Annotated in this window: 19 protein-coding genes and 1 tRNA gene; 15 read left to right on the top strand and 5 right to left on the bottom strand. The window is 66.3% G+C overall.

All coding sequences use genetic code 11. The features are described from left to right. The first annotated feature begins 37 nt into the window (after nucleotides 1–37). The 6 genes from rbfA to O0K41_RS12345 all read left to right on the top strand — a co-directional run bounded on the left by rbfA (nucleotide 38) and on the right by O0K41_RS12345 (nucleotide 6,091). Complete coding sequence (gene rbfA, locus O0K41_RS12370) at nucleotides 38–421, top strand: 30S ribosome-binding factor RbfA (RefSeq protein WP_005410447.1); 384 nt, start codon at nucleotides 38–40, stop codon at nucleotides 419–421. Nucleotides 422–528: 107 nt separating this feature from the next. After that, complete coding sequence (gene truB, locus O0K41_RS12365) at nucleotides 529–1,437, top strand: tRNA pseudouridine(55) synthase TruB (protein WP_088437048.1); 909 nt, start codon at nucleotides 529–531, stop codon at nucleotides 1,435–1,437. A 172-nt stretch (nucleotides 1,438–1,609) separates the two neighbouring features. After that, nucleotides 1,610–1,870, top strand: a complete 261-nt coding sequence (rpsO, locus tag O0K41_RS12360; protein ID WP_005410445.1) for a 30S ribosomal protein S15 — start codon at nucleotides 1,610–1,612, stop codon at nucleotides 1,868–1,870. 151 nt (nucleotides 1,871–2,021) lie between these two features. Then, nucleotides 2,022–4,130: a polyribonucleotide nucleotidyltransferase gene (pnp, locus tag O0K41_RS12355; protein ID WP_005410444.1), complete on the top strand. Its 2,109-nt coding sequence runs from the start codon at nucleotides 2,022–2,024 to the stop codon at nucleotides 4,128–4,130. Between the two features lie 287 nt (nucleotides 4,131–4,417). After that, a complete protein-coding gene (locus O0K41_RS12350) occupies nucleotides 4,418–5,608 on the top strand; it encodes a glycoside hydrolase family 18 protein (RefSeq protein WP_108270355.1) in 1,191 nt (396 codons plus the stop codon). A 90-nt stretch (nucleotides 5,609–5,698) separates the two neighbouring features. Further along, on the top strand, nucleotides 5,699–6,091 hold the full coding sequence (locus tag O0K41_RS12345; protein WP_005410442.1) for a VOC family protein: 393 nt from the start codon (nucleotides 5,699–5,701) through the stop codon (nucleotides 6,089–6,091). A 129-nt stretch (nucleotides 6,092–6,220) separates the two neighbouring features. Here the strand turns inward: O0K41_RS12345 and O0K41_RS12340 are convergent, their stop codons facing one another. Genes O0K41_RS12340 through O0K41_RS12330 form a run of 3 tightly spaced genes read right to left on the bottom strand, consistent with a single transcriptional unit; the run spans nucleotide 6,221 to nucleotide 8,350 of the window. Further along, nucleotides 6,221–7,780, bottom strand: coding sequence for a PepSY-associated TM helix domain-containing protein (locus tag O0K41_RS12340; protein ID WP_164222865.1), 1,560 nt, complete (start codon nucleotides 7,778–7,780; stop codon nucleotides 6,221–6,223). Between the two features lie 10 nt (nucleotides 7,781–7,790). After that, nucleotides 7,791–8,054, bottom strand: a complete 264-nt coding sequence (locus O0K41_RS12335; protein ID WP_099605435.1) for a hypothetical protein — start codon at nucleotides 8,052–8,054, stop codon at nucleotides 7,791–7,793. Next, nucleotides 8,054–8,350 (bottom strand): hypothetical protein, encoded by a 297-nt coding sequence (locus O0K41_RS12330; protein WP_005410439.1) that lies wholly within the window; start codon nucleotides 8,348–8,350, stop codon nucleotides 8,054–8,056. Before O0K41_RS12330 ends, O0K41_RS12335 begins: the two co-directional genes overlap by 1 nt. Nucleotides 8,351–8,779: 429 nt before the next feature. On the opposite strand from O0K41_RS12330, the gene thrS reads away from it, so the two are divergent. The 9 genes from thrS (at nucleotide 8,780) to O0K41_RS12285 (ending at nucleotide 16,605) form a co-directional block, all read left to right on the top strand. Next, nucleotides 8,780–10,681 (top strand): threonine--tRNA ligase, encoded by a 1,902-nt coding sequence (thrS, locus tag O0K41_RS12325; protein WP_005414065.1) that lies wholly within the window; start codon nucleotides 8,780–8,782, stop codon nucleotides 10,679–10,681. A gap of 63 nt (nucleotides 10,682–10,744) precedes the next feature. Further along, nucleotides 10,745–11,272 carry a translation initiation factor IF-3 gene (gene infC, locus O0K41_RS12320; RefSeq protein WP_074725076.1) on the top strand — a complete coding sequence of 176 codons (528 nt, stop codon included), beginning with the start codon at nucleotides 10,745–10,747 and terminating at the stop codon, nucleotides 11,270–11,272. Nucleotides 11,273–11,537: 265 nt separating this feature from the next. Next, a complete protein-coding gene (gene rpmI, locus O0K41_RS12315; protein WP_005410436.1) occupies nucleotides 11,538–11,735 on the top strand; it encodes a 50S ribosomal protein L35 in 198 nt (65 codons plus the stop codon). A gap of 11 nt (nucleotides 11,736–11,746) precedes the next feature. Continuing rightward, nucleotides 11,747–12,106 carry a 50S ribosomal protein L20 gene (rplT, locus tag O0K41_RS12310; RefSeq protein ID WP_005410435.1) on the top strand — a complete coding sequence of 120 codons (360 nt, stop codon included), beginning with the start codon at nucleotides 11,747–11,749 and terminating at the stop codon, nucleotides 12,104–12,106. Between the two features lie 192 nt (nucleotides 12,107–12,298). After that, the gene (locus O0K41_RS12305; protein WP_005410434.1) at nucleotides 12,299–13,294 is read left to right on the top strand and encodes a phenylalanine--tRNA ligase subunit alpha; all 996 of its coding nucleotides are present in this window, start codon (nucleotides 12,299–12,301) and stop codon (nucleotides 13,292–13,294) included. Between the two features lie 120 nt (nucleotides 13,295–13,414). After that, nucleotides 13,415–15,796, top strand: a complete 2,382-nt coding sequence (gene pheT / locus O0K41_RS12300; RefSeq protein WP_123958842.1) for a phenylalanine--tRNA ligase subunit beta — start codon at nucleotides 13,415–13,417, stop codon at nucleotides 15,794–15,796. Between the two features lie 27 nt (nucleotides 15,797–15,823). After that, nucleotides 15,824–16,123, top strand: a complete 300-nt coding sequence (locus tag O0K41_RS12295; protein ID WP_005410432.1) for an integration host factor subunit alpha — start codon at nucleotides 15,824–15,826, stop codon at nucleotides 16,121–16,123. After that, on the top strand, nucleotides 16,104–16,460 hold the full coding sequence (locus O0K41_RS12290; RefSeq protein WP_005410431.1) for a MerR family transcriptional regulator: 357 nt from the start codon (nucleotides 16,104–16,106) through the stop codon (nucleotides 16,458–16,460). Before O0K41_RS12295 ends, O0K41_RS12290 begins: the two co-directional genes overlap by 20 nt. Nucleotides 16,461–16,528: 68 nt before the next feature. Further along, nucleotides 16,529–16,605 (top strand) — tRNA-Pro (locus tag O0K41_RS12285). A 65-nt stretch (nucleotides 16,606–16,670) separates the two neighbouring features. Here O0K41_RS12285 and O0K41_RS12280 read toward each other — a convergent pair. Beyond that, nucleotides 16,671–17,111: a GNAT family N-acetyltransferase gene (locus O0K41_RS12280; protein ID WP_005414059.1), complete on the bottom strand. Its 441-nt coding sequence runs from the start codon at nucleotides 17,109–17,111 to the stop codon at nucleotides 16,671–16,673. Then, nucleotides 17,108–17,461, bottom strand: a complete 354-nt coding sequence (locus O0K41_RS12275) for a DUF6713 family protein (protein ID WP_043035591.1) — start codon at nucleotides 17,459–17,461, stop codon at nucleotides 17,108–17,110. The genes O0K41_RS12280 and O0K41_RS12275 overlap by 4 nt, the downstream gene beginning before the upstream one ends. Between the last annotated feature and the right edge of the window lie 49 nt (nucleotides 17,462–17,510).

Raw genomic sequence — 17,510 nt, 5'->3', positions numbered from 1 at the left:
ACCGTTGGTCGGGCGACAACTGAACCAAGAGCTCCTCGTGCCCAAGACTTTCCATCGAACCGACCGTGTCTCCGCCCAGCTGCGCCGTGAACTCGGCACCCTGGTGCACAACGCCGTGCGCGAGCACGGGTTGCCCTCGGTGAGCGTGTCCGACGTGGAAATCACCCGCGACATGGCCCATGCCAAGGTGTTCGTCACCGCGCTGATGCCGGAACGTTCGGCCGAAGCCGTGGCCGGCCTGAAGGAGCTGGGCTACCGCCTGCGCATGGACCTGGCACGCGCGATGAAGCTGCGCCACGTGCCGGAGCTGCATTTCCACTACGACGACTCGGTCGACCGTGGTGAGCACATCGACAACATCCTGCGCGACCTGCCCGATACGCTGGCCGCGGAGAAGCGTCGCGAGAGCGACGAAGAATAACCGCGTGGCGCCGGGCATGCCCGGCGTTGTTGCATTCCGGCTGCGCGATGTCTGATGCAGACCGCGCTGCGGCAGTCGAGCATGGCTCGACCCTACAAAATTCTGCCATGACCCGAATTCAGTTCCGCCGCCTGGATGGCATCCTGCTGCTCGACAAGTCGACCGGCATGAGTTCCAACGCCGCCCTGCAGGTAGCCCGCCGCCTGTTCCGCGCCGAGAAAGGGGGGCACACCGGCAGCCTTGACCCGCTGGCCACCGGCCTGCTGCCGCTGTGCTTCGGCGAGGCAACCAAGATCGCCGGCCTGCTACTCGGCTCGGCCAAGGCCTACGACGCCGAGATCGTTCTGGGCCAGACCACCGATACCGACGATGCCGAAGGCCAGTTGCTGCTGCAGCGCCCGGTGCCGGCCATCAGTGCCGAAGCGCTGCAGGCCGCACTGGCGGCGCTGACCGGCAACATCCGCCAGCGTGCCCCGATCTATTCGGCGCTGAAGCAGGGCGGTGAGCCGCTGTATGTGAAGGCCCGCCGCGGCGATGTCATCGAAGCGCCCGAACGCGAGGTGCAGGTACATGCCATCGAGGTGCTGGAGCAGCAGCCGGAACGGTTGCGGCTGCGCGTGACCTGCGGCTCCGGCACCTACATCCGCAGCCTGGCCCGCGACCTGGGCGAGGCGCTGGGCTGTGGTGCCCACATCAGCGCACTGCGTCGGCTCTGGGTCGAGCCGTTCCGTGAGCCGGTGATGGTCACCCTGGACCAGCTGCGGGCGATGGTCGAGGCGGGTGACGAGGCGGGCATGGACGCGCTGCTGCTGCCGCTGGCGGCCGGCCTGGCCGAGTACCCGCGGGTCGACCTGGATGCCGACCAGACCCACCGCTTCTGCGTCGGCCAGCGCCAGCGCGATCTGTCCTGGCCGCGTGGCCTGGTGGCGGTGTTTGGTCCGGACGACGCTGTCCAGGGCCTGGGCCAGGTCGACGAAAGCGGCCTGCTGGCCCCGCAGCGTCGTTTCAACCTCTGACCTGGGCCTGCCGGTTCAGCCCCGGTCCTTGTCCCGGACGCCCCCGGCCGTTACAATTTCGCGGCCGTTTTCCGGCAGCCTGCCTGGCGCAGGTTTCATCCTCGTAGTCCACGGCGAGCCTGGCGGTGCGCGAAGCGCGTTCCTGCCGGCCACGCATCACAGAGAAAAAGAAATGTCGATCGACACCCAGAAGGTCATTGAAGACAACAAGCGCAGCTCGGCTGATACCGGCTCCCCGGAAGTCCAGGTTGCGCTGCTGACCGCCCGCATCGAACTGCTGACCGGCCACTTCAAGACCCACAAGAAGGACCACCACAGCCGCCGCGGCCTGCTGCAGATGGTCAACCGCCGTCGCAGCCTGCTCGACTACCTGAAGAAGAAGGACGTCGAGCGCTACAAGGCCCTGATCGAGAAGCTTGGCCTGCGTCGCTAAGCAACGAATCCCCCGCGGCGCAGCGATGCGCCGCGGTTTTGTTTTGTAGTACCGCAATCCCCGATTCAGGCCGGAACGATCCGGCCACCCGCTGGCGGCAAGGGTCGCCGACGGTCCAAATTCGCAGACAGCATCCCCAAGGACACCCTCCGTGGCAAAAATCACCAAAACCTTCCAGTACGGCAAGCACACCGTCACGCTTGAGACCGGCGAAGTCGCCCGTCAGGCCAGCGGCGCCGTCATCGTCAAGATGGACGACACCGTACTGCTGGTCACCGCCGTCGCCGCCAAGAGCGCGCGCGAAGGCCAGGACTTCTTCCCGCTGACCGTCGATTATCAGGAAAAGTTCTACGCCGGCGGCCGTATCCCGGGTGGTTTCTTCAAGCGTGAAGGCCGTGCGACCGAGAAGGAAACCCTGATCTCGCGTCTGATCGACCGTCCGATCCGTCCGCTGTTCCCGGAAGACTACAAGAACGAAGTGCAGATCATCGCCACGGTCATGTCGTTGAACCCGGACGTGGACGGCGACATCCCGGCCCTGATCGGTGCCTCCGCTGCCCTGGCCCTGGCCGGCACCCCGTTCATGGGTCCGATCGGCGCTGCCAAGGTCGGTTACAAGAACGGCGAGTACATCCTGAACCCGACCGTCAGCGAACTGGCTGACTCGCAGCTGGAACTGGTCGTCGCCGGTACCTCCAACGCCGTGCTGATGGTTGAATCCGAAGCCGCGCTGCTGTCCGAAGAAGTGATGCTGGGCGCCGTGACCTTCGGTCACCGCGAAATGCAGAAGGTCATCAACGCGATCAACGAGCTGACCGTCGAAGCCGGCACCAAGCCGTCGACCTGGGAAGCCCCGGCCAAGAACGACGCGCTGATCTCCGCCCTGAAGGAAGCCATCGGCCCGCGCCTGGGCGAAGCCTTCCAGGTGCGTGACAAGCTGCAGCGCCGCGACGCCATCTCGGCAATCAAGAAGGACGTGTTCGAAACCCTGGCTGGCCGCGTGGCCGCCGAAGGCTGGAACCCGGCCGAGCTGTCGAAGGAATTCGGCGAGCTGGAATACCGCACCATGCGTGACTCGGTGCTGGACACCAAGGTCCGTATCGACGGCCGTGCGCTGGACACCGTCCGCCCGATCGCCGTGAAGACCGGTGTGCTGCCGCGTACCCACGGTTCCTCGCTGTTCACCCGTGGCGAAACCCAGGCCATCGTGACCATCACCCTGGGCACCGCCCGTGACGGCCAGGTCATCGACGCCGTTGCCGGTGAGTACAAGGAAAACTTCCTGTTCCACTACAACTTCCCCCCGTTCTCGGTGGGTGAGTGCGGCCGCATGATGGGCCCGAAGCGCCGCGAAATCGGCCACGGTCGCCTGGCCAAGCGCGGCGTGCTGGCTGTCATGCCGTCGCTGGAAGCCTTCCCGTACACCATCCGCGTCGTCTCGGAAATCACCGAGTCGAACGGTTCCTCGTCGATGGCCTCGGTCTGCGGTTCCTCGCTGGCCCTGATGGACGCCGGCGTGCCGGTGAAGGCGCCGGTTGCCGGTATCGCCATGGGTCTGGTCAAGGAAGGCGAGCGCTTCGTCGTCCTGTCCGACATCCTGGGTGACGAAGATCACCTGGGCGACATGGACTTCAAGGTGGCCGGTACCGCTGAGGGCATTTCCGCCCTGCAGATGGACATCAAGATCGAAGGCATCACCGAAGAGATCATGAAGCAGGCCCTGCAGCAGGCCAAGGCTGGCCGTCTGCACATCCTGGGCGAAATGGCTCACGGCCTGACCGCTCCGCGTGAAGAGCTGTCGGACTACGCGCCGCGCCTGCTGACCATCAAGATCCACCCGGACAAGATCCGCGAAGTGATCGGCAAGGGTGGTTCGACCATCCAGGCCATCACCAAGGAAACCGGCACCCAGATCGACATCCAGGACGACGGCACCATCGTCATCGCTTCGGTCAACGCCATCGCTGCGCAGGCCGCCAAGGCCCGCATCGAGCAGATCACCTCGGACGTCGAACCGGGCCGCATCTATGAAGGCAAGGTCGCCAAGATCATGGACTTCGGTGCGTTCGTCACCATCCTGCCGGGCAAGGACGGTCTGGTCCACGTGTCGCAGATCTCCAGCGATCGCGTCGAGAAGGTCGGCGACGTGCTGAAGGAAGGCGATGTGGTCAAGGTCAAGGTGCTGGAAGTCGACAAGCAGGGCCGTATCCGCCTGTCGATGAAGGCCGTGGAAGAAGGCGACGCCGCCAGCGCCGAGTAATCGACCTCCGGTCGATTACGGTAGGTGTCAACCTTGGTTGACACGCTTCTGGAATCGCTGAATTGAAAAAGCGGGCTTCGGCCCGCTTTTTCTTTGCCTCGCTGTTATGAAGAACCGCGCACCCAGGTCGTTGCATGTCCTGCCGCGGTGCACGAGAGGCGCTACGCAGCCATCGTTCTGTCGCGGTTGCGCGGATCGCACCTGTCCACTGGACGACATGCCGCGACAACCATCCCGCAGCCCCATCCGTTTGCTAACGTGGCTGCGCCTTCGAACCGGGAGATCCCATGTTCCGCCAGACCGTGGCCGTCCTTGCCGTGCTGATTGCCGGCGCCCTGCCCATTGCCTTGCATGCCGCGCCCGCACAGCCGCCGATCTTCGGTGCCTACTACCCCGGCGGCTCGGCCGCGCGCTACCCGGTGTCGAGCATTCCGGCCGAGCGCCTCACCCACCTGTTCTACGCGTTCTCCACCATCGAGGACGGCCGCTGCACGGTCGGCGCCGAAGCGCCGAAGAATTTTGCTGCGCTGGCCGAGCTGAAGAAGGCGCACCCGCATCTGCGCACGCTGATCTCAATTGGTGGATGGGGCGCAGGTGGATTCTCCGATGCAGCGCTGACCGAGGCCAGCCGCAAGCGCCTGGTCGACTCGTGCATGGCGCTGTTCTTCGACCGCCATGCCGGCAGCTTCGATGGCGTGGACATCGACTGGGAGTTCCCGGTCAGTGGCGGACCGAAGGAGCTGGCGCACCGCCCGCAGGATCGCGCCAACCTGACCCGGCTCGCGCAGGCGTTCCGCGTGGCACTCGACGCGCACGGGCGCAAGGAGCGACAGCCGATGCTGCTGACCGCCGCGCTGGCCGCCGGTCGCCTGCAGACCGATGGCCCCTACGATCCAGCAGCGAGCTACGACCTGCCGGCGTTGGCCAAGGTGTTCGATTTCATCAACCTGATGAGCTACGACATGGGCACCGGTTTCTCGGCGGTGTCGACCTTCAACGCGCCGCTGCATGAAGTGCCGGCCGATCCGCTGGCCCCGGAGCTGCGGCGCTGGAACCACGTGGCCGGCGCGGTGCAGTACTACCGCGAGCACGGCGTGCCGGCCGAGAAGCTGGTGCTGGGCGTACCGTTCTACGGGCGCGGCTTCAAGGTCACCGGCGATGCAGCGGATGGTCTGTACCAGTCCTACAGTGCGCCGGCCGATGCCGGCGACTGGCGGGTGATCAAGGCGCGCTATCTCGATCAGCCGGGTTGGACGAAACACTGGCAGCCGCAGGCGCAGAGCCCGTGGCTGTACAACGCCGGGCAGAAGATCTTCATCAGCTATGAAGACCCGCGCTCGATCGGGCTGCGTGCGCAGTTCGCCCGTGAGCAGGGCCTGGCCGGGGTCTTCATGTGGGAGCTGACCGGCGACGACGAACAGGCCAGCCTGCTCAACGCCATGCTGGGCCCCTGGCAGAAGGCGCGCATCGGCGATTGAGCTGCATCAGGCGATGCCCGGCGCAATGCCGCAACGCCATTGGCCCAACCCTGCACAGCAGGGCCACGCCCGCAGCGTTACGCTGCGGGCATGATCCATCTTGAACGCCTGGACCACCTGGTCCTCACCGTCGCCGACATCGACCGCAGCTGTGACTTCTACCAGCGCGTGCTCGGCATGCAGGTCGTGCGCTTCGGCGCGGGTCGTACCGCGCTGCAGTTCGGCCAGCAGAAGATCAATCTGCATGCGGCCAGTGCTCCGCTGCAGCCGCATGCGCTGCGGCCCACGCCGGGCAGTGCCGACCTGTGCCTGGTCACGCGCATGGCGACAGTCGATGTGCTGTCCCACCTACAGGCGCAGTCCGTTGCAGTGGAAGAGGGGCCGGTTGCACGCACCGGCGCGCTGGGGCCGATCGAATCGGTGTATTTCCGCGACCCGGATGGCAACCTGATCGAAGTGAGTCGTTACCCCGGCGAGGCATGATCCTGCTTGGGTAGCGTCGAGCTTGCTCGACGGTGCTTGGCGCGAAATCAACAGCTGTCGAGCAAGCTCGACGCCACAGGGGGCGTTGCGCGCAACGGTAGGTAGCGCCGGGGCATGCCCGGCGAAGGTTCAGTTGGCCCAGACGCTGTTGGGATCGCCGTTGCGGGCGCGGCGCTGGCTGGCCACTGCCAGGCGGGCAAAGCCGAAGGCCATGGCCAGCGCGATGGCGTCGACCCAGAACAGCGGCCAGTGGCCACGCGCGGCGGCGCGCCACAGCCAGTCACCATTGAGTGCGCCGTGCAGCACCGGTACCAGCGCGGTACTGATCGCCGCCGCCCACAGCAACTCGCGTGCGGCCTGCGCCGGGCGTCGCAGCGCGGCCCACAGCGCACAGGCCGCCCAACTGCCGAAGCAGCCCCAGCGGATGCCGCGATCGACCGCTGTCGGCGCCAGCCGCTCCAGCACCAGCGCGGTGACGAACGCGACCGAGATCGCCACGCACAGGCCGATGCACACGCCGACCGTCGCCCGCGCCATGTTCACCCCGGCGCGCGGCTGCTGCGGCTGGCGACGCTTGCGCCGCGACTCGATCCACAGCAGGTTGCCCGAATAGAACAGGAACGCACCGCCAAGGCCGAGCAGGAAGTACAGCCAGACCACCACGCCGTTGCCGAATTCGCCGAAGTGCAGCGCGTAGGCGGCGCTGAGCGTGGCGTGGTTGGCGTCGCGCTGGCCCGGCAGCTGCGAGGCCAGAACGTCGCCGGTGGCCACGTCCAGCGCCACCGCGCCAAGCGGGCCGAGCGTGCCGGTGGATTCGCCGGTGATCTCGATGGTGGCATTGGCATCGCCGGCATTGGCCAGCTTCAGGTAGGCCGGTTCGAAGTTGGCCACGCCCTGTGCGCGGGCGACTTCAAGCGCGCGCGCATGCAGCACGCGCAGGCTGCCCGGCGGTGCCGGAATGCCACTGGCATCGCGCACGGGCGCGGTGTCCATCGCCGTCGGCACCGCCTGCAGCGCCTTGCCGTCGTAGATCAACGGGTTGAGCAGGGCCATCTGCACGAACACCAGACAGAGCAGGGCACCGGTCACCGCGAACATCAGGTGGAAAGGCAGGCTGAGCACGCCGATCACGTTGTGCGCGTCCTGCCACAGCTGCTTCAGGTTGCGGCCCGGACGCAGCGCGAACAGGTCGCCGAGCAGCTTCGGCAGATGGATCACCAGGCCGCTGAGCAGTGCCATGCCGTACAGCAGGCTGACAATGCCCATCACGTAGATCCCGGCTACGGGCAGGCCGAGGCTGTAATGGAGCTCGTTGACCAGTTCGGCCAGTCCGGTCTGCGGTGGTGTGGGGCTGCCGGCGATCTGGCCGGGCCAGGCATAGCGCCAGCTGCCGTCATCGGCCTGCCAGTACGCAAGCGGCTGCGGGTGTTCGGCGCCGGGGAAGGTCATGCCGACGTGGCGGCGTGCCTCCGGATGCGCAGCCAGCACGTCGTCCAGCAGGTACTGCGCATCGTCCAGCCCGGCGGGCAGTGCGGTGGCGGCTCCCGGGGTCTGCCACAGTGGCAGGTCGTGATGGAACAGGGTCAGCGCACCTGCGTAGAAGGCCACGAACAGGCCGAAGCCGGCCACCAGGCCGACCCAGGTATGCAGGGTGGTGAACGTGCGCAGGGTCTGCGAACTGAACTTCATGGGAGAGGTCTCATTGCACTGCGCCGGTCAGGCGCAGCAGCCCGAGCATGGCGAAGCCGGCGGCGGCGCTGCCACCCAGCACCAGCCAGGCGCGCAGCCCGCTGCGGAAACTGAACGCCCACAGGGCGGCCAGCATCCACAGCGGGATGAAAGCGATCAGGGTCGGCACCAGCGCCCGCTGCCAGGGGCCGGGCGGTACCCATGCCAGCAGGCCGGTCGCGGCCGCGGCCAGGAGGAAGCCGGCCACGGTGCCAGCGAAGGCGCGCGGCCACATCAGGGCGACTCCGTGCCGGGACGGTGCCAGGCGGCCAGCGCCGGCAACAGCATCGCGGCCAGCATCCAGGTGCACAACATCGCCACCAGGCCGGCGGCAAAGCCGAGCTCGGCCATCCACAGCCACAGCGCGGCGGCAGCGGCGACCAGGCCGATCTGGCGGCCCAGGCGGCCGGCGCGGCGCAGGCGCGGCCAGCGGCAATGCGGCGAAGCGGCATAGAAGGCCAGCGCCGAGAACATCGCTGCCAGCATGCCCAGGCTGCAGAAGCCGAGCGTGGAAAGGCCGACGGTGATCATTGCGGGCGGCCGGCGTGGCAGCGGGCCGGCGAACGCGGGGCACGGGCGGGGCCGGCGGAAGCCGGTCGGAGCGGGTGGCGCATCACGGGGTCCTGGGGGAAGGCGGGCAGGCTGGCACGGAGCGGCCTGCGCCGACATGGTAATCATTGCGATTTCACGCCGCCAGCGAGGCACATTCAGCCGACCGTACGGTAGCCCTTGGGCTTTCCCGTGCGCTGGTTTAAGATCATCGTAGAACCCTGACTGGAACAAGGTGGCCCGCGCCCAGCGCCGGCCGAGCGTGCGACATGAGCACTACCACCGCCCACTGTTGACCTGCCCCCGAAGGCCCTGTGTTCCAGGCGCCCTCGCGGCGCTTTTTTATTGCCCGGGCGCCGCCCCGGGAACGCTTTCCAGCCCGCTCAGCGGGCCCCGCACGAAGCCACTGCGATGATCAACATTACTCTTCCCGACGGCAGCCGCCGCGAATTTGAAAACCCCGTCAGCGTCATGGAGGTCGCCCAGTCGATCGGCGCCGGCCTGGCCAAGGCCACCATCGCCGGTGCCGTGGATGGCGTGCTGGTCGATGCCAGCGACGTCATCGACCACGATGCCAGCCTGCGCATCATCACCGCCAAGGACGAGGAGGGCGTGGAGATCATCCGCCACTCCTGCGCCCACCTGGTCGGCCACGCCGTCAAGCAGCTCTACCCGGACGTGAAGATGGTGATCGGCCCGGTGATCGCCGAAGGCTTCTATTACGACATCTACTCCGAGCGCCCGTTCACCCCGGACGACATGGCCGCGATCGAGAAGCGCATGGGCGAGCTGATCGCCCAGGACTACGACGTCATCAAGAAGATGACCCCGCGCGCCGAAGTGATCGAGATCTTCAAGGCCCGTGGCGAGGACTACAAGCTGCGCCTGATCGAGGACATGTCCGAGGACATCCAGGCGATGGGCATGTACTACCACCAGGAATACGTGGACATGTGCCGTGGCCCGCACGTGCCGAACACGCGCTTCCTGAAGGCCTTCAAGCTGACCCGCATCTCCGGCGCCTACTGGCGCGGCGACGCGCAGAACGAGCAGCTGCAGCGCATCTACGGCACCGCCTGGGCCGACAAGAAGCAGCTCGAGGCGTACATCAAGCGCATCGAAGAAGCTGAAATGCGCGACCACCGCCGCATCGGCAAGCAGCAGGACCTGTTCCACCTGCAGGAAGAAGCACCGGGCCTGGTGTTCTGGCACCCGAAGGGCTGGGCGCTGTGGCAGGTGGTCGAGCAGTACATGCGCAAGGTCTACCGCAACAGCGGCTATGGCGAAGTGCGCTGCCCGCAGATCCTGGACGTGAGCCTGTGGAAGAAGTCCGGTCACTGGGACAACTACCAGGACAACATGTTCTTCACCGAATCGGAGAAGCGCACGTACGCGGTCAAGCCGATGAACTGCCCGGGCCACATCCAGGTGTTCAACCAGGGCCTGCACAGCTACCGCGACCTGCCGATCCGCTATGGTGAGTTCGGTTCCTGCCATCGCAACGAGCCGTCCGGCGCGCTGCACGGCATCCTGCGCGTGCGTGGCTTCACCCAGGACGACGGCCACGTGTTCTGCACGGAAAACCAGATCGAGTCGGAAGTGACGGCCTTCCACCAGCAGGCGCTGGCGGTCTACCAGCACTTCGGTTTCGACGAGATCCAGATCAAGATCGCGCTGCGCCCGGAATCGCGCCTGGGCGACGACGCCACCTGGGACAAGGCCGAAGGCGCGCTGCGCTCGGCGCTGACCGCCTGTGGCGTGGAATGGCAGGAGCTGCCGGGCGAGGGCGCCTTCTACGGCCCGAAGATCGAGTACCACCTGAAGGACGCCATCGGCCGTACCTGGCAGCTGGGCACCATGCAGGTCGACTTCATGATGCCGGGCCGCCTGGGCGCCGAGTACGTGGACGAGAACAGCCAGAAGAAGCATCCGGTCATGCTGCACCGCGCCATCGTCGGCTCGATGGAGCGCTTCCTGGGCATCCTGATCGAGCACCATGCCGGCCAGTTCCCGGCCTGGCTGGCCCCGACCCAGGTGGTGGTGGCCAACATCACCGACGCCCAGGCCGACTACGTCTCGGGCGTGACCAAAACCCTTGCGGAGCAAGGCTTCCGCGTCAGCTCGGATTTGCGTAACGAGAAGATCGGCTATAAAATCCGCGAGCATACGTTGCAGCGCGTGCCCTACCTGCTGGTCATTGGTGACCGCGAGAAGGAAAATGGGGCTGTGGCGGTGCGTACGCGTTCTGGCGAAGACCTGGGCAGCATGAGCCTGCAGGCCTTCATCGAGCGGCTCCACGCCGAGGGCGCGTAAGCAAAGGTCCGGTCCGGGCGCACAGGCACCCGGGCCGGTTCGATACCCTTGGGAGAACGTAATATCAGCACCCCTGACAACAAACAGAACCGCAAGAATCAGGAAATCCGTGTGCCGCGCGTCCGCGTGATCGGCAGTGACGGAGAAATGATCGGCGTGTTGTCGCGCGACGAAGCGCTGTCCATGGCCGAAGATGAAGGCCTGGACCTGGTCGAGATCCAGCCGCAGGCCGATCCGCCGGTCTGCAAGATCATGGACTTCGGCAAGTTCAAGTTCGAAGCGCAGAAGAAGGCCAGCGAGGCCAAGAAGAAGACCAAGCAGGTCGAGATCAAGGAAGTGAAGTTCCGTCCGGTCACGGACGAGGGCGACTACCAGATCAAGCTGCGCAAGATGCGCGGGTTCCTCGAAGATGGTGACAAGATCAAGGTCAACATCCGTTTCCGTGGCCGTGAAATGAGCCACCAGGAACTGGGCCGCGAAATGGCCAACCGGATCGAGACCGATCTGGGCGAGGACATCGTCATTGAATCCCGTCCGCGCCTGGAAGGGCGTCAGATGGTCATGATGATCGCGCCGAAGAAGAAGACCTGAGGCCTGACGGGCCGCCTTCCGGGGCGCCTGGCTGAATGGTTCAGGGTAAGGGGACGCCGCTGGCGTCCCTTTGCTTTTGCAGGACGCCGGTGAATCGCCGGTAAAGGGTTGCAGGGGCTGGTGGCAGGGCGGTTTTGCCTGTATCATGCCCGGCTCGACCCACCCAGGACGGGTCGTACGCCGATCATGGCAGGACGGAAAGAGCGGCCCAGGCCGCCGCCAGATCAGTCAGAAACCAGGGTCATATCCCATCAAGGACATTGCAATGCCCAAGATCAAGACCAACCGGGCAGCGGCCAAGCGTTTCCGCAAGACCGCCTCGGGCAAGTACAAGTGCGGCCACGCCAACCGTAGCCACATCCTCACGAAGAAAGCGACCAAGCGTAAGCGTAATCTGCGTCAGACGGGCCATGTCCGTGCAGAAGACGCAGGCCGTCTGGACCGCATGCTCCCTTACCTCTGAGGAACTGAAAAATGGCACGAGTTAAGCGTGGCGTACAGGCGCGTCGCCGCCACAAGAAAATCCTGGATCTCGCCAAGGGCTATTACAACGCCCGCCGCAAGGTCTTCCGCGTCGCCAAGCAGGCGGTCATCAAGGCACAGCAGTACGCCTACATCGGCCGTAAGCAGAAGAAGCGCAACTTCCGTTCGCTGTGGATCACCCGTATCAATGCGGCTGCCCGCATCAACGGCCTGAGCTACAGCCGCTTCATGAACGGTCTGCTGAAGGCCGGCATCACCCTGGATCGCAAGGTCCTGGCTGACATCGCCGTGCACGACGCAGCCGGTTTTGCTGCGCTGGCCGAAAAGGCCAAGGGCGCGCTGGCGGCATAAGTCCTTCCCGATGCCGTAACCGTTCACTCGGACGGTGTCAGGTCAAGGCAATGCATGGGGAAGGGCGCAAGTCCTTCCCCATTCTTTTTTGGGTCCCGGCGAGGCCACGACGGCAGCGCGGGGACGGCGGTGGCGACAGGGGTCGGCCCTTCGCGCATCGCGATGGCAGATCGACTGGAGTTCCAGCCCCCCATGAGCGACATCCAATCCCTCACCACCCAGGCGCTGGCCGATGTGGCCGCCGCACAGAGCCCCGACGTGCTGGAGCAGCTGCGCGTGGCCCTGCTTGGCAAGAGCGGCAGCATCACCTCGCAGCTCAAGCAGCTCGGTGCCCTGCCGGCCGACGAGCGCAAGGCCGCCGGTGAAGCGATCAACCAGGCCCGCGACGTGCTGACCCGCGCGCTGGGCGAGCGCAAGGCGCTGCTGGAAGACGCGGCACTGGATGCGCGCCTGGCCGCCGAAGCCATCGACATCACCCTGCCGGGCCGCAATGGCGACCGTGCCGGCCTGCACCCGATCACCCGCACCCTGGAGCGCATCACCGGCATCTTCGGCCGGCTGGGCTACGAGCTGTCGGAAGGGCCGGAGATCGAGGACGACTGGCACAACTTCGAGGCGCTGAACTTCCCGCCGCACCACCCGGCGCGCGCCATGCATGACACCTTCTACTTCGGCGACGGCCGCCTGCTGCGTACGCATACCTCCGGTGTGCAGGTGCGCTACATGGGCGACCACGCGCCGCCGCTGCGCATGATCGCCGCCGGCAAGGTGTACCGCAGCGACAGCGACCAGACCCACTCGCCGATGTTCCACCAGGTGGAAGGCCTGCTGGTCGACGAGCATTCGACCTTCGCCGACCTGAAGGGCACGTTGGCCGAGTTCGTGCGCGCGTTCTTCGAGCGCGATTTCGAGATGCGTTTCCGTCCCAGCTACTTCCCGTTCGTTGAACCGGGCGCGGAAGTGGACATCGCCTGGCAGCAGCCCGATGGCAGCACCCGCTGGCTGGAAGTGCTCGGCTGCGGCATGGTCCATCCGAACGTGCTGCGCAATGTCGGCATCGATCCGGAGCGTTACACCGGCTTCGCCTTCGGCATGGGCGTGGAGCGTTTCGCGATGCTGCGCTACGGCGTCAACGACCTGCGCGCGTTCTTCGAGAACGATGTGCGGTTCCTGAAGCAGTTCGCGTAAGCCGCAACCGTGTAGAGCCGAGCCATGCTCGGCTGCTTTCTGGATGGACGCCTGCTTGCGCATGCGCTGGGCGACCCCAAAAACCGCAACGGGAGGCACGCCTCCCACCAGGGTGACACCATGAAATTCTCCGAAAACTGGCTGCGCAGCCACGTCCCGACCTCCGCCTCGCGCGATGAGCTGAGCGCGGTGCTGACCGCCATCGGCCTGGAAGTGGAAGAAGTATCCGCGCTTGGCGAAGGCCTCGATCACGTGGTCGTGGCACGCATCGTTGAAGCCGTGCGCCATCCGGAAGCCGATCGCCTGCAGGTGTGCAGGGTCGATGCCGGGCAGGGCGAACTGCTGCAGATCGTGTGCGGCGCACCGAACGCACGCCCGGGCCTGGTCGCGCCGCTGGCGATGGTTGGCGCGCAGATCGGCGAGCTGAAGATCAAGCCGGCCAAGCTGCGTGGCGTCGAGTCCAACGGCATGCTGTGCTCGGCCAAGGAGCTGGGCCTGGACAGCGATGCGTCCGGCCTGCTGGAACTGCCGGACGATGCCCCGATCGGCCAGACCCTGGTCGAGTACCTGGGCCTGCCGGACGCCAGCATCGAGATCAAGCTGACCCCGAACCGCGCCGACTGCTTCAGCCTGCGCGGCATCGCCTACGACGTCGCCGCCGCCACCCGCAGTGAAGTGCTGGACTTCGCTGCCGACGCCATTCCGGCAGTCGGCAGCCGTGAGTTGAGCATCCAGCTCGACGCCGGCGCCGAAGCGCCGCGTTACCTGGGCCGTGTCATCGAAGGCGTCAATGCTGCCGCCAGGACCCCGCTGTGGATGGCCGAGCGCCTGCGCCGCAGCGGCGTGCGTCCGGTCTCGCTGCTGGTCGACATCACCCAGTACGTGATGCTGGAGCTGGGCCAGCCGATGCACGCGTACGACCTGGGCACCCTGCAGGGCAGCATCGCCGTGCGCCGTTCGCGCGCGGGCGAGACGCTGAAGCTGCTGGACGGCCGCGATGCTGCGCTGGACGACAGCTTCCTGGTGGTCACCGATGCTGACCGTGCGGTCGGCCTGGCCGGCCTGATGGGCGGCTTCGACACCCGCGTCACCGACGGGACCACCGCCGTGTTCCTGGAAGCCGCGCACTTCGCGCCGGCCGCGATCATGGGCCGTGGCCGCAAGCTGGGCCTGCACACCGATGCCGGCCATCGCTTCGAGCGCGGCGTCGATCCGGCGCTGCCGCGCACCGCGATCGAGTACGCCACCCGCCTGGTGCTGGACCTGGCCGGCGGTACCCCGGCACCGGTCACCGAGGCCGTGCGTGAAGCCGATCTGCCGCAGCCGGCGACCATCGTGCTGCGCCGCGCCCGCATCACCCGCGTGCTCGGCATCAGCATCGACGATGCCGAAGTCGAGCGCATCCTGCGCGCGCTTGGCATGGACGTGGTTGCCACCGCCGAGGGCTGGCAGGTCACGGCGCCGAGCCGCCGCTTCGACATCGCCATCGAAGAAGACCTGATCGAAGAGCTGGCCCGCATCCACGGTTACGAGCAGATCCCGACCACGCTGCCGGGCGGTGCCTCACGCGTGGCGATGCCGAGCGAGACCCAGCTGGACGCGCTGAGCGTGCGCCGCCAGCTGATCGCCCGTGACCAGCAGGAAACCGTCAACTTCGCCTTCGTCGACGACGCGCTGCTGACCCAGTGGCAGCTGCGCGACGGTCTGGTGCCGCTGGCCAACCCGCTGTCGGCGGAACTGGCGGTGATGCGTCCGTCGCTGCTGCCGGGCTTGGTCGCCACGCTTGGCCGCAATGCCGCGCGCCAGCTGGGCCGCGTGCGCCTGTTCGAGATCGGCCGTGTGTTTGCCCAGCAGGGCGGAGACGGCCAACCGGCGCCGCTGGAAACCCCGCGCGTGGCCGCTGCGGTCTGCGGTGAGGCGCAGGCGGTGCAGTGGGGCCTGCCGACCCGCAAGGTCGATTTCCATGACCTGAAGGGCGACCTGGAATCGCTGGCGGCTGCCAGTGGCGCGCAGCTGGAGTTCCGTCCGTCGGCCCGCGCCTACGGCCACCCGGCGCGTTCGGCCGAGGTGTTCCGCGATGGCGTGGCCATCGGCTGGATCGGCCAGATCCATCCGCGCCTGGCGCGGGCGATGGAGATCGAGGCCGACGTGTACGCCTTCGAGCTGGACCTGGAGCCGCTGACCGCCCGTCGCCTGCCGCGTGCCGGCGAGCTGTCGCGCTTCCCGGCGGTGCGCCGCGACCTGGCGTTCCTGGTGCCTGAGCAGGTGGCCTGGGCCGACCTGGCGGCGACCGTCCGCCAGGCCGCCGGCCCGCTGCTGCGCGACCTGAACCTGTTCGACCGCTATGTTGGCCAGGGCGTCGAGCCGGGCTTCAAGAGTCTCGCTATGGGCTTGATTTTGCAGGACAAGTCGCGCACTCTGACGGACCGCGACGTGGATGCGGTGGTGGCCGAGGCGGTCACTGCCATCGAGCGTGAACACCACGCCCGGATCCGCGGCTGAGCGGGCAGCACTCGGGGGTAGCAGGCAATGGCATTGACCAAGGCGGAGATGGCGGAAAAGCTGTTCGACGAAGTCGGTCTGAACAAGCGTGAAGCCAAGGAATTCGTCGACGCGTTTTTCGATGTGCTGCGTGAAGCATTGGAACAGGGACGTCAGGTGAAGCTGTCGGGCTTCGGTAATTTCGATCTGCGGCGCAAGAACCAGCGCCCGGGTCGCAACCCCAAGACCGGCGAGGAAATTCCGATTTCCGCCCGTACGGTGGTCACCTTCCGTCCGGGCCAGAAGCTCAAGGAGAGGGTGGAGGCTTATGCTGGATCCGGGCAGTAACCGCGAACTACCGCCGATCCCGGCCAAGCGCTACTTCACCATTGGTGAGGTCAGCGAGCTGTGCGACGTCAAGCCGCACGTCCTGCGCTACTGGGAAACCGAGTTTCCCAGCCTTGAGCCGGCCAAGCGCCGAGGCAACCGCCGCTACTACCAGCGCCATGACGTGCTGATGGTGCGGCAGATCCGCAGCCTGCTGTACGAACAGGGCTACACCATCGGTGGTGCCCGCCTGCGCCTGGATGGGCCCGATGCCCGCGAGGAATCGGCGCTGAGCAACCAGATCATCAAGCAGGTGCGCATGGAGCTGGAAGAAGTGCTGCAGTTGTTGCGCCGCTGATCCCATTTCCATCGTAATCCGCTATACTTCACGGCCCGCCGCACTGGCGGGCACATCGCAGCATCAGTCGGGGCGTAGCGCAGCCTGGTAGCGCATCTGCCTGGGGGGCAGAGGGTCGTCGGTTCGAATCCGGCCGTCCCGACCACTGTGATGAATCAAGGAGCCTGCGCAGCAATGCGCGGGCTTTTTTGTGCGTTCTGCAGATGCTGATCAGTCTTCCGCGAAGCGGTAGATGAGTTCCGGATCGCCTTCATCCAGGCCATGCACGATGCCGCTGCCCACGAAGCCGGCGGCAGCGAGCAGGCGTTGCATGCCCGTGTTGGAGGCATTGGTCGAGGTGAACAGCTTGCCGCCACCGCGCCACGTGATCGCGTGCCGCAGCAGGATGGCGCCGATGCCCTGGCTGCGCTGTTCGCGCGCCACCATCAACATTTCAATGAAGGCTTCGCCAAAGAAGTGGTGATGGATGACCAGGTAGCCGACGATCTTGCCGTCCTGCTCGGCGACCTGCACGACGCCGTGCGCCAGCCAGTCGGCAATCTGCATGATCCGCCGTGGATCAGTGGCTGCCACGCTGTCGAGCGCGATCAAGGCATCTGCGTCCTGCGGAATGCCGTCGCGCAGGTGTGGAGAAGAGGACGTCCGGTTCATCGCGGGCGCAGCTTCAGCAACAGGCCGCCACCCGACACAAAGCAGGCGAGCAGGACGGCAATCGACAGCGGCAGGTGGAATTCACTGCGACCGAACAGGGCGAAGGCCAGATGGATCAGTGCCGTGCCAATGCCGAGCCCCCCGCACGCCAGTGCATAGCTGCGCGCCGTGGATGTGCCCAGCACGATCTGGCGATAACCCCAAAGCACGGCGCCGACTGCGAACAGGTTGAACAGCAGGAAGCCCTGGATGCCACCGGGGACATGGAACATGGCCCATTCCTGCCAGAACGCAGCGTCGATCTGATGCAGGATCAACGCCAGCAGCGTCGCCAGATACCATCGTTCCATGTCGTGCTCCCTGCCGTGCAGGCCATAGTCTATCGACTCCGCCTGGCAC

This window comes from Stenotrophomonas sp. Sm2128 (assembly GCF_030985535.1).
Classification (GTDB): Bacteria; Pseudomonadota; Gammaproteobacteria; order Xanthomonadales; family Xanthomonadaceae; genus Stenotrophomonas; species Stenotrophomonas maltophilia.
The sequence above is the reverse complement of the archived record's forward strand: the minus strand, read 5'-3'. Positions and strand labels throughout refer to the sequence as shown.

Coding starts and splice junctions, on each gene's coding strand:
- truB (WP_088437048.1), top strand. CDS start 529: ATGACCCGAATTCAGTTCCGCCGCCTGGATGGCATCCTGCTGCTCGAC.
- rpsO (WP_005410445.1), top strand. CDS start 1,610: ATGTCGATCGACACCCAGAAGGTCATTGAAGACAACAAGCGCAGCTCG.
- O0K41_RS12350 (WP_108270355.1), top strand. CDS start 4,418: ATGTTCCGCCAGACCGTGGCCGTCCTTGCCGTGCTGATTGCCGGCGCC.
- O0K41_RS12345 (WP_005410442.1), top strand. CDS start 5,699: ATGATCCATCTTGAACGCCTGGACCACCTGGTCCTCACCGTCGCCGAC.
- O0K41_RS12340 (WP_164222865.1), bottom strand. CDS start 7,780: ATGAAGTTCAGTTCGCAGACCCTGCGCACGTTCACCACCCTGCATACC.
- O0K41_RS12335 (WP_099605435.1), bottom strand. CDS start 8,054: ATGTGGCCGCGCGCCTTCGCTGGCACCGTGGCCGGCTTCCTCCTGGCC.
- O0K41_RS12330 (WP_005410439.1), bottom strand. CDS start 8,350: ATGATCACCGTCGGCCTTTCCACGCTCGGCTTCTGCAGCCTGGGCATG.
- thrS (WP_005414065.1), top strand. CDS start 8,780: ATGATCAACATTACTCTTCCCGACGGCAGCCGCCGCGAATTTGAAAAC.
- rpmI (WP_005410436.1), top strand. CDS start 11,538: ATGCCCAAGATCAAGACCAACCGGGCAGCGGCCAAGCGTTTCCGCAAG.
- rplT (WP_005410435.1), top strand. CDS start 11,747: ATGGCACGAGTTAAGCGTGGCGTACAGGCGCGTCGCCGCCACAAGAAA.
- O0K41_RS12305 (WP_005410434.1), top strand. CDS start 12,299: ATGAGCGACATCCAATCCCTCACCACCCAGGCGCTGGCCGATGTGGCC.
- pheT (WP_123958842.1), top strand. CDS start 13,415: ATGAAATTCTCCGAAAACTGGCTGCGCAGCCACGTCCCGACCTCCGCC.
- O0K41_RS12295 (WP_005410432.1), top strand. CDS start 15,824: ATGGCATTGACCAAGGCGGAGATGGCGGAAAAGCTGTTCGACGAAGTC.
- O0K41_RS12290 (WP_005410431.1), top strand. CDS start 16,104: ATGCTGGATCCGGGCAGTAACCGCGAACTACCGCCGATCCCGGCCAAG.
- O0K41_RS12280 (WP_005414059.1), bottom strand. CDS start 17,111: ATGAACCGGACGTCCTCTTCTCCACACCTGCGCGACGGCATTCCGCAG.
- O0K41_RS12275 (WP_043035591.1), bottom strand. CDS start 17,461: ATGGAACGATGGTATCTGGCGACGCTGCTGGCGTTGATCCTGCATCAG.